Origin of the sequence: Streptomyces sp. NPDC018610 (genome assembly GCF_044391765.1) — a bacterium.
Classification (GTDB): Bacteria; Actinomycetota; Actinomycetes; order Streptomycetales; family Streptomycetaceae; genus Streptomyces.
Map to the genome: position 1 here is coordinate 366758 of NZ_JBISAL010000010.1, position 15238 is coordinate 381995.

At 70.8% G+C, this 15238-nt stretch carries 14 protein-coding genes; 7 read left to right on the forward strand and 7 right to left on the reverse strand.

Annotated elements, in window-relative coordinates; all coding sequences use genetic code 11:
• Positions 1–161 precede the first annotated feature (161 nt).
• The 4 genes from ACH5A8_RS26300 to ACH5A8_RS26315 form a co-directional block, all read right to left on the reverse strand.
• Positions 162–995, reverse strand: coding sequence for an alpha/beta fold hydrolase (locus ACH5A8_RS26300; protein ID WP_399005867.1), 834 nt, complete (start codon positions 993–995; stop codon positions 162–164).
• A 92-nt stretch (positions 996–1087) separates the two neighbouring features.
• A complete protein-coding gene (locus ACH5A8_RS26305; RefSeq protein ID WP_399005869.1) occupies positions 1088–1633 on the reverse strand; it encodes an ATP-binding protein in 546 nt (181 codons plus the stop codon).
• Positions 1634–2019: 386 nt separating this feature from the next.
• A complete protein-coding gene (locus ACH5A8_RS26310) occupies positions 2020–2583 on the reverse strand; it encodes a Dps family protein (protein ID WP_399005871.1) in 564 nt (187 codons plus the stop codon).
• A gap of 277 nt (positions 2584–2860) precedes the next feature.
• Positions 2861–3265, reverse strand: coding sequence for an STAS domain-containing protein (locus tag ACH5A8_RS26315; RefSeq protein WP_399005873.1), 405 nt, complete (start codon positions 3263–3265; stop codon positions 2861–2863).
• Between the two features lie 104 nt (positions 3266–3369).
• Here ACH5A8_RS26315 and ACH5A8_RS26320 point away from each other — a divergent pair, with 104 nt between their 5' ends.
• The 3 genes from ACH5A8_RS26320 to ACH5A8_RS26330 all read left to right on the forward strand — a co-directional run bounded on the left by ACH5A8_RS26320 (position 3370) and on the right by ACH5A8_RS26330 (position 5479).
• Positions 3370–3699: a helix-turn-helix transcriptional regulator gene (locus tag ACH5A8_RS26320; RefSeq protein ID WP_399005874.1), complete on the forward strand. Its 330-nt coding sequence runs from the start codon at positions 3370–3372 to the stop codon at positions 3697–3699.
• A 135-nt stretch (positions 3700–3834) separates the two neighbouring features.
• A complete protein-coding gene (locus ACH5A8_RS26325) occupies positions 3835–4602 on the forward strand; it encodes a GNAT family N-acetyltransferase (RefSeq protein WP_399005876.1) in 768 nt (255 codons plus the stop codon).
• Between the two features lie 313 nt (positions 4603–4915).
• Positions 4916–5479, forward strand: coding sequence for a GNAT family N-acetyltransferase (locus ACH5A8_RS26330; RefSeq protein ID WP_399005878.1), 564 nt, complete (start codon positions 4916–4918; stop codon positions 5477–5479).
• Positions 5480–5632: 153 nt separating this feature from the next.
• Here the strand turns inward: ACH5A8_RS26330 and ACH5A8_RS26335 are convergent, their stop codons facing one another.
• On the reverse strand, positions 5633–6409 hold the full coding sequence (locus tag ACH5A8_RS26335) for an SDR family oxidoreductase (protein WP_399005880.1): 777 nt from the start codon (positions 6407–6409) through the stop codon (positions 5633–5635).
• Between the two features lie 177 nt (positions 6410–6586).
• Here ACH5A8_RS26335 and ACH5A8_RS26340 point away from each other — a divergent pair, with 177 nt between their 5' ends.
• Positions 6587–6925 (forward strand): helix-turn-helix domain-containing protein, encoded by a 339-nt coding sequence (locus ACH5A8_RS26340; protein WP_399005882.1) that lies wholly within the window; start codon positions 6587–6589, stop codon positions 6923–6925.
• Positions 6925–7458 carry a hypothetical protein gene (locus tag ACH5A8_RS26345; RefSeq protein ID WP_399005884.1) on the forward strand — a complete coding sequence of 178 codons (534 nt, stop codon included), beginning with the start codon at positions 6925–6927 and terminating at the stop codon, positions 7456–7458. The genes ACH5A8_RS26340 and ACH5A8_RS26345 overlap by 1 nt, the downstream gene beginning before the upstream one ends.
• A gap of 177 nt (positions 7459–7635) precedes the next feature.
• On the opposite strand, the gene ACH5A8_RS26350 is transcribed toward ACH5A8_RS26345, so the two are convergent.
• Positions 7636–8121, reverse strand: a complete 486-nt coding sequence (locus ACH5A8_RS26350) for a GNAT family N-acetyltransferase (protein ID WP_399005886.1) — start codon at positions 8119–8121, stop codon at positions 7636–7638.
• A gap of 3 nt (positions 8122–8124) precedes the next feature.
• On the reverse strand, positions 8125–9453 hold the full coding sequence (locus tag ACH5A8_RS26355) for a hypothetical protein (protein WP_399005888.1): 1329 nt from the start codon (positions 9451–9453) through the stop codon (positions 8125–8127).
• A gap of 242 nt (positions 9454–9695) precedes the next feature.
• On the opposite strand from ACH5A8_RS26355, the gene ACH5A8_RS26360 reads away from it, so the two are divergent.
• Together ACH5A8_RS26360 and ACH5A8_RS26365 are read left to right on the forward strand one after the other, a co-directional pair.
• Positions 9696–9977, forward strand: a complete 282-nt coding sequence (locus ACH5A8_RS26360; protein ID WP_399005890.1) for a hypothetical protein — start codon at positions 9696–9698, stop codon at positions 9975–9977.
• Positions 9978–11071: 1094 nt separating this feature from the next.
• Positions 11072–15112, forward strand: coding sequence for an SGNH/GDSL hydrolase family protein (locus ACH5A8_RS26365; protein WP_399005892.1), 4041 nt, complete (start codon positions 11072–11074; stop codon positions 15110–15112).
• The last annotated feature ends 126 nt before the right edge of the window (positions 15113–15238 follow it).

The window sequence follows — 15238 nt, forward strand, 5'->3', positions numbered from 1 at the left end:
CGAGCCGTTGGTCGGGGTGAGCACGGTTCATGTGTGCGGGAGACCCGCATGAGCGCCTCCGAGCCGATCCCCGCGCCCGCCCACAGCAGGACTGGGTCCTGCGGGGCGATGTCTCCGGCTCCCCTGAACCATGCGCCCGGCGAGCCCTCGGTCGTACCCGTTCAGGCCGTGGTCATGAACTCGCGCAGGTCCGTGTTGAGTCGGTCGGCGTGGGTGACGTACAGCCCGTGGCCGCCGTTGTCGTAGATCTTCAGGGTGCTGTTGGGCAGGAGGTCGGCGCTGCGGCGGCCGGTCACCTCGAAGGGGGCCGAGGTGTCGTGGGTGCCGTGCACCACGAGTACGGGGAGGCCGAGCGCCGGCAGCTCGGGGGCCACGTTCATGCCACGGACCACGGTGTTGACGGCGTTCGCGGCACGGGCGGTGGAGGCCATGCAGCAGTCGACGGCGTAACGGACGTAGGCGGGCGAGACCTCGTTGCCGGGCTCGTCCAGGGCGAAGTAGTCATGGGCCCCGTTCGCGTAGAACGCCGCCCGGTCCCTGCGGAACACCTCGTGGGCCGCCCGCAGGAACTCGAGGTCCACACCGTCCGGGTTGTCGGCCGAGCGGACCACGCCCGGGGCTATCCCGGCCACGAGAGCCGCCCGGCTGACCCGGTCGGCGCCGTGCCGGGTGAGACAACGCACGATCTCCGCGCTGCCCAGCGAGTGGCCGACGAGGGTGACCTCCTCCAGGTCCAGGTGTTCCAGCAGCCCGTTCAGGTCGTCGGCCTGCGTGTCCAGGTCGAAACCGCCCCAGACGTCCTCGGAACGGCCGTGCCCCCGCCGGTCCAGGCCCACGCAGCGGTATCCGCTCTCCGCCAGCGGCAGCATCTGGAACTCCCACATCTCGGTGCCGAAGTAGGCGCCGTGCACGAAGACCACCACGGGGCCCTCGGCCGGTCCGTAGTCGGCGTAGTGCAGGCGGGTGCCGTCGACGGGGCTGGTGAAGTACGGCATGGGATTCTCCCGGAGTCCGGTGACGTGGTGTTTCGAGCGGGTACGTCGTCCATGATTCCGGGGCGCGGGACGCGGGTCGATTACCCAAGGGGTCATGCCGGAGCAGGACGGCCGCCGCGCCCGGCTCCCCCACTGCCGAGACCGGCGTCCTCGGGAGCGGTCGCGTTCGGGCGCCCGGCGAGGGAGCCGCCGGGGTCGTCGGCCAGGGAGATGCGGGCGGTGACGCGCTTGCCGACCGGCTCCCGCCGGACCTCGAAACCCTGGGCGACGGCCATCACGATCTCCAGGCCGTGCTGTCCGACGCGGCCGGCGTCCGCGGCCCGGGCGACCGGCAGCACCGGATCGGAGTCCCACACCGAGACCTCCACGACGTCCCCGGTCACGCTCAGATGCATCCGGGCCGGTCCGGGAGCGTACTTACGGGCGTTGGTGACCAGCTCACTGACCACCAACTGCGTCAGATCCATCGCCCGCCGGGAGACGGACAGACCGTGCTCGACCTGCACACGTGTGAGGAACCCGACGGCCAGGTGGCGGGCCCGGGCGATGTCGGCGCCGTCCCCGTCCAACGCGACCGTGGTCCGGACGGACCGCTCGTCCGGTGCGATGCCGTCCTCGTCCACCGACGCTGATTCCACTGCTGCCGCCTTAATACCCCGTTCACCACCTCGCGCGTACCCCCGCTCGCGCGGTGCACGCTCGCGCCCCACCGGTTGCCCGCGCCCTGCGGCGCAGAGCCGTGGACCGAGGTCTCGCCGTGCCAGTATCACTCACATGACCTAGGGGCATATGACGGACGCGGAACCCGTCAGCCAGGCATCGCAGCCGGCCGGCCTGCCGGACACCGTCGGCCCCGCCGGCGGGGCCGACGTCCTGACACCGGCCGGAAAGATCCACCCACTGACGTCGCCCTCCGCGCATCGGTCCGGGCCGCGGGCCTGTCACCGCGTACGCCCGTCCACGGCGATGTGCGACCTACAACTCCCTCACGGCCCGGCTCGGTGGCACGCCCGGCGCGGGGCGGTCAGTCGAGGTCCGAGGCGCGTGCGGCCGCCTCTTCCTCCGTGTGCGTGCCGCCGGTGGACAGGGAGCCGCCGGCGTTCTCCAGGTGAGCCCGCACGAACCACTGGAACTGTTCGAGGTCGCGGAGCTGCTCGATGAGCAGGTCCTCCGTGGCGGGGTCGATCTGCGACACCTCCTTGACGGCAGCGCGCACGTCCCGGATCACACCGCCGTAGACGAGGTCGAGCGCCCCGAGGTGCGCGATGGCGTCGGCTCGGCCGATGGAGTAGTCGTCCCAGGTGCGCTGGCTGACCAGGGCGCCCGGCGTGCCCTGGGCGACTCCGCCGAGGGCCGCGATGCGCTCGGCGACGTCGTCGGCCATGTCGCGCACCCGGTCGACCTGCGGGTCGACCATCTGGTGCACCGCGATGAAGTGGGGACCCACGACGTTCCAGTGCACGTGCTTGAGCGTGAGGTGGAGGTCGTTGAGTGCGTGCAGGCGCAGGCGGAGCACGTCGACGAGGCGTGCGGCGTCCTTCAGCTCGATGCCCGGCACGGTGTACTTCGGGGCGGAGTTCTTAGCCATGGTTCTCCTTCACTGCGCGTTGATCTCGACAGCCTTTTGCCCCGGTCCGCGGATCTCAGGCACGTGGAATGGTGGAGCGAAGCGTCCGGTCCGGTCGATCCGGAGGGCGCGGCGCACATGCCGGGCGGCCCGGACGATGACGGCGCGCCTGCCTGCGGCCGGCCCGGAAGATGACGGCGCGGCCCATGCGTCGGGCGGCCGGGAGGATGAAGGACGGCCGCGTCCGTGCCGAACCCCGCCGGACGCCGCGCGGGCCCTCGCGGCGTCCGGCGGCGCCTCAGGAGAGGACGGCGGCCTCCAGCGTCGCCCGGGTCTCCAGGAGGGCGTCGACTCCGGTGACCTCGCAGAGCCGCTGGAGCTGTGGCGGCGGCGCCACCACACGCAGGGTGGTGGACTGGTGGGTCCGGATGAGCAGATTCAGGAACGACGAGTCCGCGAAGGTGACGCCGGAGGTGTCCAGGACCACCTTCGCGCGCCGTCCGACCGCGGTGACCAGCGCGTCTGCCAGCGGCGCGATCGTCTGCATGTCATAGGCACCCTGGGCGACGACGACCCAGGCACCACGCCACTCGTACTGGATCGCCGCGGGTCCGGCAGGCGGACGCTCATCTGTGCGCGCCGCCGCCACCTCCTCGGCACGGTCGTTCTCGGGCATGGGCGTGACGGCCTCGTCCCAGGACACCCTCGTTCCCTTCTCTGCTCGCCCCTACGGGGTCACGCCAACAATTACAGGAAAAGTATGTCATGTATCTGGGTTCCGGCAATGACGTCCCCTAAAATGCGAGCATGCTCGGAGTGCCCGAACCCCACACCGGATGGACGTTCATCACCAACCACGCGCGCGTACTCGCCGCCATCGCCGACAACCCGAACGTCCGCATCCGCGAGATCGCCGCCCGCTGCCGTCTCACGGAGCGCGCCGTCCAGCGGATCATCTCCGACCTCGAGAGCGACGGTTACCTCTCCCACACGCGCGACGGGCGCACGAACACCTATCGCATCCATCCCGGCAAGGTGCTTCGCCATCCGGCGGAGGCCGGCCTCTCCGTGGGCGCGCTGCTGTCCCTGCTCGTACAGGACGAGAGCGAGCGCAACAGGAAGTCGATCACCCAGTAGCGCGCCACCGGAACGTGCGGGCCGGCAGCCGGGTGGCCGGACGGCCGACGGGGTCCGGGGCGTGTCCGGTACGCGGCGTTCCGCACGCGGGACAATTCGAAGGCGGCCGAGGTCGTCGCTGCATAGGCTCCCTTCATGCCGAGCTCGAGCTCAGAACTCCAGGGTGTCAACGCCTTCTTGACCGCCTTCGCCCGCCGCCAGGCCGCCCGCGTCCTCGACCTCCCCGGCGGATTCGCCGTGTATGACGACGAGTTTCACCATTCCCGCGCGAACAACCAGGTCGTCATCGATACGGCCGTAGCCCCGAAGACGCTGCCCGGCATCGCCGAGGAAGCACTGGGCCATCTCCCGCACCGGCTGATCTCCGTACTCGACGACGCGGTCGGAAGGGCGTGCGCGGAGCCGCTGGCACGGGCTGGATACGACCACTCCGTCCACCTGGTGATGCTGCACACGGGCCCGGTGCCGACAGGCCGTTCCGCGGTCGAGGTGGACCTCGACGCCATACGTGCTCCGCTCACCCGCCGTTGGCTTGGCCTCCTTCCTGACGTCGAGGACGAGGTCGTACGCCACCTCGTCGACCGACGCGAGGCTCGTCGGCGCGGGGCCGACATCGTCCGCTTCGTCGGTGCTCCCACCGACGAAGGCGAGGTCGCCTCATGGGCCGACCTCTACGCGGACCCGGCAACGGGCACGGCCCAGATCGAGGACCTGATCACCGCCGAGGCCCATCTCAGGCGCGGTTACGCGGACGCCGTCCTGACCACCGCCCTGCGCCTGGCCGCCGATGAGGGCTGTGGCACGCGGTTCCTCACCGCCGATGCGTCGGACTGGCCGCGCCAGTGGTACGAGCGCCGCGGCTTCCGCGTCATCGGCCGCTCACACTGCTTCGAACGCGGCTGATGGAAGGCGGCACGGACGGGAAGAAGCCGACGGACCGACTCAGCACCGTCCGTACCCTGTCGAGAAGACGCCATCGCCGCCTGACGACCAGAGCCGTTGCGTCGCCGTCCACACCCACCACCCGCGTGGGGCGGACCAGGCTTCGGCCATGGGGAGGGCGGGCCGCGGCCGGCGGGCCGTCAGCGCGGCGAAGTCGTCGTCGGCCAGGCCGCGTCTTGGGTGGCCCGGCCAGGGTGGGGGCGGCGGTTGTTCGCTCCGGGTCGGGGAGGAAAACCGCTTGGGCGGCCCGACTCGCTTCGGGCATGATCGGCCGGTGGACACCTACCTGGAGACCGAACGCCTGGTCCTGCGCCGGTTCACCGCCGACGACGCGGACCTGCTGACAGAGCTGGACAGCGACCCGGCGGTGATGCGCTACCTGTCCGGCGGTGATCCGACGCCGCCAGAGGTCATCCGCGAGCGCCACCTCCCCAACATCCTCGCCGGCTACGAGAAGTGGAACGGCGACCTCGGACTGTTCGCCGCGCACGAGAAGGACGGCGGCGCGTTCATCGGCTGGTTCATCCTGCGTCCCGAGGCGGAGGGCCCGCTGGACGAGGTCGAACTCGGCTACCGGCTGCGGCAGTCGGCCTGGGGCAAGGGCTATGCCACCGAGGGCTCGCGGGCCTTGCTGGGCAAAGCGTTCACGGAACTCGGCGTCCGCGTGGTCTGGGCCGAGACGATGTCCGTGAACCGCGGTTCCCGCAACGTCATGGAGAAGCTCGGGATGACGCTCGCCGAGGCCATCCCCGTCCCTTCCGACATGATGGCGGTCGAGGGCTCCGAGCACGGAGGCGTGCGGTACGAGATCACCGAGGAGCAGTGGAAACAGCGGTAGTCACGGCACGTGCCCAAACCCGGCTCCGAGGGCCGTCCGCGGAAGCGGCACACGCTCCCCGGTCGGCGACCAGATGGTTCCGCACACGGTGCCCGGCAGCGGGCCGCACGGGCCGAGCAGCTCGGCGGCGAGCCCGCGCGGCCGGGCCGTCGGTCAGGCGGCCTGGCCGGTGGGCATGATGGTGACCTGCTGGAGGTTCACTCGCGGCGGCAGTGCGGCGATGAAGCCCACGGTCTCCGCGATGTCCCGCGCCGTGAGCCACTCCATGCTCTCCTTCGAGCCGGCCAGCCAGTCCTGAGCGCCCCGGTCGGTGACGTGGCTCTGCAGCTCGGTGCCGACGATGCCCGGCTCGATCGCCGACACACGCACGTTCTTCGCGCCCAGCTCGGCCCGGAGGTGACGGGAGAGGTGGGTGACGTACGCCTTCGTGCCGGAGTAGACCGCGAAGTTCGGGAAGATGTTCCGCGCCGCGATCGACGAGGTGTTGATCAGGTCGGCCACACCGCGTTCGGCGGCGGACTCGACCAACTGCCGGGTGAACGCGCCGATCGCGTTCATCAGTCCGGTGATGTTCAGGTCGATCTGGTGCTTCCACTGGTCCGTCGCAAGCTCCTCGATCGGAGCCGGCAACATCACGCCGGCGTTGTTCAGGAGCAGATCGGCACCGCCGAACTCGGCCCGCACCCGGTCAGCGGCGCCCCGCAGAGCGGCGGCGTCGGTCACGTCGGCGGCGACCGCCAGCGCGCTGCCGCCGTTCTTCTCGATGCGGGCGACGAGGTCCGCCAGCCGGTCGGCACGCCGGGCCAGGACGACGACGCGGGCGCCCAGCAGCGCCAGTCGCTCGGCGGACGCCTCACCGATGCCGCTGGAGGCGCCGGTGACGACCGCGACGCGGCCGGACAGCGGCTGGGACGTGGGGTTCAGGGACATGATGCGTACCTTCCAAGGGACGAAGGGGGTGGGATCGCGGCCGGTGCTGTCGGCCGCGGATCCAGCACACCACCCGCGCGAGTCCCTCGGGACGCCATGACTGGCCCTGCCGAAACAGGTACCCGCAGGACCACCTCGGCGCAGTCACGACGCCACTGACGCGCCCACACTGGAACCATGGACCGCATGAAGGAGATCTCCGGCTTCCTGCGCTCGCGGCGCGCGCGCATCACCCCGGAAGCGACCGGACTGCCCTCCGACGGGCGTGTCCGCCGCGTACCCGGCCTGCGCAGGGACGAGGCGGCCCGTCTGGCAGGTGTCAGCACCGAGTACTACACGCGCCTGGAGCAGGGACGGGCGGCCAACCCTTCCCCGGAGGTCGTGGAGGCGATCGCCCGCGCACTGCGACTGGACGAGACCGAACGCGACACCTCACGGACCTCCTGCGGTCCTCCGCCCGGACCGCACGCCGTGCGCCGGCCAGGGCCCAGCGGGTCCGGCCGGGCCTGCGCCTGATGCTGGAGACCCTCCACCACGTGCCGGCCTTCGTCCTGGGCCGGCGCACCGACGTGCTGGCCTCCAACCGGCTGGCCCGGGCCGTCCTCACCGACTTCGAGGCCCTGCCCGCCCCGCACCGGAATCTGGCCCGCTACTACCTCCTGGACCCCCAGGCCCGCGACCGCGTCGGCGACTGGGAGAGGATCGCCTCGGAGACGGTGGCCATGCTCCGGCTGGAGGCGGGCCGCTACCCCGACGACCGACGGCTCGCCGACCTCGTCGGCGAACTCACCCTGCGCTGCCACGAGTTCACCGCCTGGTGGAACGACCATCGCGTGCTGCGCCGCACCCACGGGACCAAGCGCTACCACCACCCTCTCGTCGGAGACCTGCAGTTCTCCTACGAGTCGTTCCAGGCCCCCGGCGACGCGGACCAGACCCTGTGCGTCTACAACGTCGAACCGGGATCCGAGACCGCCCAGGCCCTGCGGGTCCTGGCCGGCTGGACCGCACCCGACATCCCGGTTCCCGACGCCTCGCTGCTCGGCTGACGCACCGCCTCCCCCTGCCCGGCGCACCCGGGGACCGGGCTCCCGCCCGCCCAGGCCGGTGGAGGGAGGCCCAGCGGCGCCCCGGCACGGGTGAGGGGTACCGGCCACGTGTCACGGCGCGGTCAGCGGGCCGGGCTCGGGCGCCCAGGTGTTCCTCTCCACGCTCGGGGGTCAGCCCTACCGGCTCCCGGAGAAGCTGAGTTCCATGAGGAGGTTCTCACCTTCGCCGGACACCTCGCGGAAGCCGGCCTTCTCCCAGGCGCGCACCGCCCGCACGTTGCCTCTCTCGGGATCGACCGTCACCCGCCGCCATCCAAGGTTCCCGCCCAGGTGTGCGAGGAGAGCGCGAGCGGCGTCCGGTCCCAGGCCCCGGCCCCGCGCCTCCGGCACCAGCACCATGTCGATGCCGCCCTCCGCCGCTCCGGCGTGCCAGTACTGCGCGTAGCCCACCGGTGTGCCCCGTGCCAGGACGAGGAAGGACTCCACCCGTGGCCGGCGCCGCCCGATGTACTTCTCGGCGACCTCGTCACGCGTTTTCGGTACGCCGTCCCAGTGCTCGACGAAGCCGGGGGAAGCGAACCATGCGGCCAGCAGGTCCAGATCGTCCTCGGTCGTCGGGACGAGGCGGGTCAGCACTCCGTCGAGGACCACTGCGTCGGCCATCGGTCACTCTCCCCCTCGACTCGACGGGAAGGGCGTCCGCACGGGATGCCCGGGGCGCCGTGCCTCGTGCCCCGGGGCGGGGGTGACCACCTCGTCGAAGCCGTATCGGGCGTGTGCGTCGGCGATGCCGAACGTCACGTCGAGTCCCACGGGACGCTGGGAGACGATCGGCTCGATGCCGTCGTAGTCGATGACGTCCCACGGGTCGCCGTCCCGGTCCACAAGCGGGCGGGTGAGGTCGTAGGCGTCTCCGGTGGCCGGGTCGGTCCAGCTCGTCGGCAGCCGGGCGGCGTGTCGGACGGGCACGTCGGCACCGATCCGGCGGTGCTCCCGCAGATCCCACACCCGCGCCCGCCGGCAGCTGTACACCGCCAACGCCAGGGGGCGACCGTGCACCGTGCCGCAGGCCAGCGAGGTGACGATCCTGCCGTCGCGGCCGTCGAACAGGGGCGGTCCGGCCTGGTGGCGACCGTGCAGGTCCCACACCCGCACGTCCTCGCCGCCGCTGACGGCGACCGTCCGGCCGGCCACCGTGGTCAGTGCCACGGCGTTCACCGCGTCGGCATGGCCGTGGAGCGGCGTCCCCACCGGGCGGGGAGCCGTGAGGTCCCACAGGCGCAGCGTGCGGTCTCTACCGCCGGAGACCGCGATCGGCCTCCCGTCGAGCAGCCCGTAGGCCACCGCCGAGACGGGGCCGGTGTGACCGGTCAGCGGTGGGCCGATCTGCCGACGCCGCCGAAGGTCCCAGATCCGCACGGTTCCGTCCTCGGCCGCGGTCAGGGCGACCGGACGGCCGTGCAGCACCCCGCAGGCCACGGATCTGATCACATCGGTGTGGCCGCACAGCGGGTCGCCCAGCTGCTCTGCCGTGGCGACGTCCCATATGCGGACGGTGGTGTCATATCCGCCGGTCACCGCCACGAGCCGCCCGTCCGACCGGGTGCAGGCGACAGCCCGCTGTCCGCTGCCGGCCCGTCTGTCCGACGGGTAGGGGCGCACCTCGGCTTCGCCGATCTGCCGCCGCTCGGTCAGGTCCCACACCCACACCCCGCCGCCGACCAGGACCGCGACGGACCGTTGTCCAAGCGTCCCGTAGGCAACGCCCCACACGGGGCGCGTGGTCGCGGGCGCGAGGGGAGGGCCCACCTGCCGGTGATCGCGCATGTCCCAGAGTCGGGCCGAGGAGTCCTCGCCAAGGGTGAGCGCCATGGGCCGCCCCTCCACCAGAGCGCACACCACGCTCTTGAGCGCTCCTCCCGTCAGGGGCGGGAGGAGCTGGGCGCCGAAACGCCAAGGAATCCGCGGATCGGCCTCTTGGTGCTGCTCGGGCATCAACGCTCCTCATCAGTCTTGCCGGGGACCGGCGACCGCCACGACGGACCGCCCTGGGACAGGGCGATCCTGCCAAAGCACCCGGATTCCGGCCACCTCACCAACTGGCCGTCGAAAGCGCCGAGATGAACCCGTCTCCCCTATCCGCCCCCCTTCCCCGCCCCCGGAGGCATGAATCCGCCGGGCGGGGAGACTTGTCGGTGTGCGCAGGGGCTCGCCCACCGCTGTCGAAAGGATCTGTCATGCAGTCGGCCACGCCACGCGACGCCCTCATCATCACGGCCGCAGCCACCGTGGGAGCCGTTGTCGCCGCACGCTGGTGGGCGCGTCACCACCCCCTCTCGGCCCCCCGCTCCCTCGCCGCGGGCCAGGACGTGGTGGGCGAGCTCCAGTTGGTCCTCTCCGAACCCACCGCCGCGTCCAACGGTGCGCCCCGGGACGTGCTGCGCCGGCACTGGGACCGGCTGCACGCGCTCGACCTGGCCCCCGCCCCGGCGGACCTGCCGGTGGTGCCCACCGCCTGAACCGGCCGACCCTGATCCGGCCGGCCCCGATCCGGCCGGCCCCGATCCGGTCGGACAGGACGTGGTGCTCCGACGTCTTCCGGAGGCACGGCGGCCCGGACACGGCCGGGGGCAGGTGAGAGACGCGCGTTATTACGCCGTAATAGCCCCGTCGGCCGGAGGCGTTGGGCGGCGGCCGCTCCAGCGTGCCTCCGGCCGGGCCGAGTTGACCGGCCCGTCGGCGCCCACGACGAGGCGGGTTCAACCTGAGTAGTCACACATCATTCCTTGTTGTGCGGTTCCGCATCATCGATCCACTTCTTCTTTCATGGCTTGGGAAAATATCGCGGTGACCGAGAAGACCGGCCGACCTTGACCACCGCGGCTCCGCACAGGGCAAATGTTCCGGAAGGGCGATATCAGATCGCTCCGGCCGAAGCCTCAAGTGACGTACTTTGGGGTGCCCTTGGGATCTCCCGGGGTTTATCTTGAAAGCCTCCCCGGCCTATCAAGGATGCGCTCTGCATCTACCTGTTAGGTTCGTCGCCGCCCGCAATTCAAACGCCCCCGCGGTCATCGCACATCAGGCCGCAGCGGGGTGCCGCGGGGAGATGGGCAGTACACATCCGGTCGTCGAGTCCGACGGCCGGAAGGGGGAGAGGAATCCATCTGATGAGGCGCATACCTGTGCGCGTGAAGGCGATACGCTCAGCCCCTCGCAGTCCCGCTCCGGGCACGCTGTCGCATACGCCACGGGCGGGAATGTGACCGCGTACGCGCCGCAGCAGCGTCCGTATCACGTGCTGACCGTGCCGTTCACCTGACCGTCATGACGACGACGGCAAACCGTACGACTTCGGGATCACGGTGATCGTCACCGGGGGCGAGCGATGCCGGAATCGCCCTCGGAGTTCCCCTGTCTCCAGTTCCGGAATGCCGCCGCCGTAATGCCACGGTGAGCACGAAGACCGACGTCGGGAGCCGTGACGGCGCACCGGTCCGGGACATCCGTGTCCGCATCACCGAAGCGGCAGGACCGCCCGTGTCCGAACAGTCCGGCTCACCGCGCCATTGTCCGATCTATCAGGAGTGCAGGAGTGAAACGTTTCAGACGTGTGCAAGCGCTCTCTACGGCAGCGGCATGCGCGGCGCTGGCCTGCGGCCTCATACACGCCGCACCCGCCAGTGCCGCACCAGCCACCGCCTCGTCCGGGCACCGTCAGACAGGCGGTGAAGCGGCGCCCCCGCGCATCGCCGACCCGGACAAGACACTGGGCCGTGGCTGGAAGACCTCGGGTGACCGGGCTGTCACCCTCGCCGCCGACACCGACGGCGTTCACCTGCTCGTGGCGGACAGCCGCAGCACCTACACCTGGAAGACCGCGGCGGTGCTCTCGGAGCCCGGCATGCAGGCCGACACCTGGATCGGCAACGAGTGCGTGATGGACCACGCGCACGCCGCCGTCGCCTACGCACCGCGCACGTTCACGAACCGTCAGGACCTGATGGAGCGCGGCGCGTTCACCGCCATCGTCGACCTCGACTCCGGACACGTCACCAAACTGCCCTTCACCGCGTCGCTGGCCTACTTCTCCCCCGCGTGCAACCCGGCCCTGCACAAGGCCTCGTTCACCGTGCTCAGGGATGACAAGACCCGTCTGGTCACCGTCGACACGGCGGGCAAGCAGGTCGACGCCGCGGTGGTGGCCGGGCAGGTCACCTCGGCCGTCCCCGTGCGGGACGGCTCCGTGGCCGCCCGCGGGGACCACCTCGTGCACATCGGCCGGAAGGGTGCGGTGAAGAACCTCGCCTCGACCGACGGGGTGCCCTACGAGATCCACGTCGCCGACAAGGGCCGGATCGCCTTCCTCGACCACGAGAAGTCCACCAGCCGGGCCAGGGTCCTCGACTCCGGACACGTGAACACCGTGGCCACCGGGAAGCTCGGCGGCATCGGCCTCGGTCAGGGCACCGGCCCGAAGGTCTTCCTCACCGGCGAGCCCACCGGCGAGACACACCTGCCGGCCGGTCTCACCCGGCTCGACGCACCCGCCGACACCACCGTCTCCAGCGCCGGGCGCCTGGCCGTCTCCACCGTCCTGACGCCGGGCGTGCGCGCCGGTCTGCAGCGGATCGCCGACGCGGGCCGTCACTTCACCAAGAACACGAACGGGCCCACCACCGCGACGGTGCCCGGACAGGACGCCGCATCGCAGGACACCACGGTGACCGCGACGGCGACCGCCACCGGCGAGAAGGTCACCCAGTCCGTTCAGGGCACCGGCGCCTCGAACGGCTCCGGCAAGGCCGCGTCCCCGGCCCTCGGCACGGCGGCCGGGACCGAGGCCGGCAAGTCGGCCGGCGCGCACTCCATGGACGTGACCGCGGCCGACACCAGCGGCATCTCCCACGACACGGTCGACACCGACCGCTACTGCTCGGTTCCCCGCAACGACACGGCCACCCAGGCGCTGCAGCCCACCCCGAACCAGGTGGAGTGGGCCGTCGACATGGCCGTGCGCGACGACCTGAGCTCCGGGTGGATCACGCAGGGAGGGTGGCGGTCCCAGACCGGGCTCGGCACGATCGACCCGCAGAGCCTGTTCCCGCTTCCGCAGCTCACCGGCGGCGGCCGCATCCCGGCACAGGTCCTGCTGGGCGTGATGGCCCAGGAGTCGAACCTGTGGCAGGCCGAGAACGGCGCCGTTCCCGGCCAGATGGGCAACCCGCTGGCGTCGACGAACGGGTTCTACGGTCACGTGGCGGACCCGGACAACCCGATGGCGTACTGGGAGATCCACTGGGACAAGTCCGACTGCGGCTACGGCGTCGGTCAGGTCACCGACGGCATGCGCATCGCCGGACACGCGAAGGACGGTGAGACCCTGCTGGACCCGAACGTGCAGCGCGCCGTCGCACTGGACTACACGGTCAACGTGGCCGCCTCCGCGCGGATCCTCGCCCTCAAGTGGAACGAGATCCACAGCGGCGGCCAGACCATCACCGTCAACAACGACTCGGCCTCGGCGCCCGAGAACTGGTTCGCCGCGCTGTGGGACTACAACAGCGGCCTCAACACCCTCGCCGACGCGTCCCAGCACGACGGCCACTGGGGTCTCGGCTGGTACAACAACCCGGCGAACCCGATCTACTCGCCCAACCGCCTGCCGTTCATGGACACCGACCGGGACGCGAACGCCAACCACGACGCGGCGCATCCGCAGGACTGGCCCTACCAGGAGAAGGTGCTCGGCTGGGCCGCCTGGTCCATCGACACCGGCTACTCCTACGACACCGACGGCAAGCAGGACCGCGAGGGGGACGCCGGTTACAGCACCGCCGGCTTCCGTCCGGCCTGGTGGACGGACGCCATCTACCGCAGCGCGGTCAAGCCGACCCTCGACACCTTCTGCAACACCGACAACGCCTGCGACGTCACCGACCCCCCGCCGTGCGAGACCCAGCACATCGACGGCTGCGACGAGTTGCACTGGTGGAACGCGCAGAACGCCACCTGGAAGCCCGACTGCGCGACCACCTGCGGGCACGAGAGCCTCAAGTACGACACGCTGCGCAGTGAGCCGGGGCGCGGCTACAACCTGGACTACGGCAACTCCGTGTGCACCACCGACGGTCTGCCGTCCGGGTCCGTGGTGGTCAGCTCGGTACCGAACGGCACCCCCACGTGGAGCGACTGCGGCTCGGTCAAGGGGGACAGCGGATCGTTCCAGTTCACCTTCCTCGCGGACTCCGACAACCACTTCGAGGCCCGCGGAGACCTCCACCAGATCGGCGGGGGCTACGGCGGTCACTTCTGGTACGCCCACACCCGCTCCATCGACACCGGCGTGAGGGACATCGACCAGAGCGCCACCTGGTACGACAGCGCCACCGGCGAGTTCGTCGCCGACGGCAACGCGGCCAAGCAGTTCCTCTCCACGCCCGTGGAGACCGGCGGCCTCATGGCGGTCACCGGTGACTGGAAGGTCGGCCAGCACCTGGACGGCTGGCAACGGGTGTGGGTCCACGTCCCCGACACCGGGATGACCGCCCACCAGGCGATCTACACCATCCACACCGGGTCCGGCACCACGAACCGCACCATCAACGCCCATCTGCGGGCCAACACCTGGGTCTCGCTCGGCGCGGTGCACTTCTCCGGAAGCGACTGGCAGGGTGTGACCCTGACCAACTTCGCCTTCGGCGCCACCGCCGACAACACCATCGCCTGGGACTCCGTGGCCTTCACCGCGCTGCCCGGCAAGCCGAAGCAGACGGTCGTCCAGCTCGGCGACTCCTACGCCTCCGGTACCGGCGTCGGCGACTACTACACCAACTCCGACACCGGCCCGCACCTGGACCACGACGCCACCAAGCCGGCCACCTTCGACGCGTGCCTGCGCTCTAAGAGGTCCTGGATCCGCCAGACCGTCCTGCCCGGGACATCGAGCTCCATCGGCGCTCGCGAGGACGCTTCCGACACCTCCATGGACTTCCACTCGGTGGCCTGCAGCGGAGCGACGACCGAGGACGCGGCGCGGTCCGGTCAGTACGGGGAGATACCCCAGCTGTACTCCGGGTTCGTCGACGACGACACCACCCTGGTCGCCATGACCATCGGCGGTGACGACGCGCACTTCAGCAAGATCCTCACGGACTGCACGGTGACCGGATGCCCGTCCGACGACACGGTGCAGGGCTACCTCAGCACCGCCGCCGCCAACGACAAGGCGTTCCTGGCGGAGGTCCACACGGAGGCGCCCAACGCGCAGATCGTCCTGCTGGGCTACCCGATGCTGTACAACACGGACTACGCGTGCACGTCGCTCTTCTCGGCGGACCAGAGGACGTCCCTGCACGACTGGGGCGCGGCCCTGAACGCCGACGAACAGGACGCTGTGGCCACGAGTGCGGACGCGACGGGCGGCAAGGCCGTCTTCTACGACCCCGCACCCCAGTTCGACGGACATCTGCTGTGCGACGACGACGAGGCGCTGCACGGCTTCACCAAGACGCCCTCCAGCGACATCGCGTCGGATCCCTGGTGGGCCGTGACATCACCGGCCAGCATGGAGTCGTTCCACCCCAACGCGGAGGGGGCACAGCTGTACGCGACCGCCCTTGAGCAGGTCCTGACCAACATCGGCTACTACTAGGGGGCGCGCGGGCGGAGGGGACACACGGGTGCCCCTCCGCCCGCGGCGCCGCATCGCCACATGCGCCGAATGCATTGAATGCACTGAATGCACTGAATGCACTGAATGTGCCTACCGGAGAAGGGA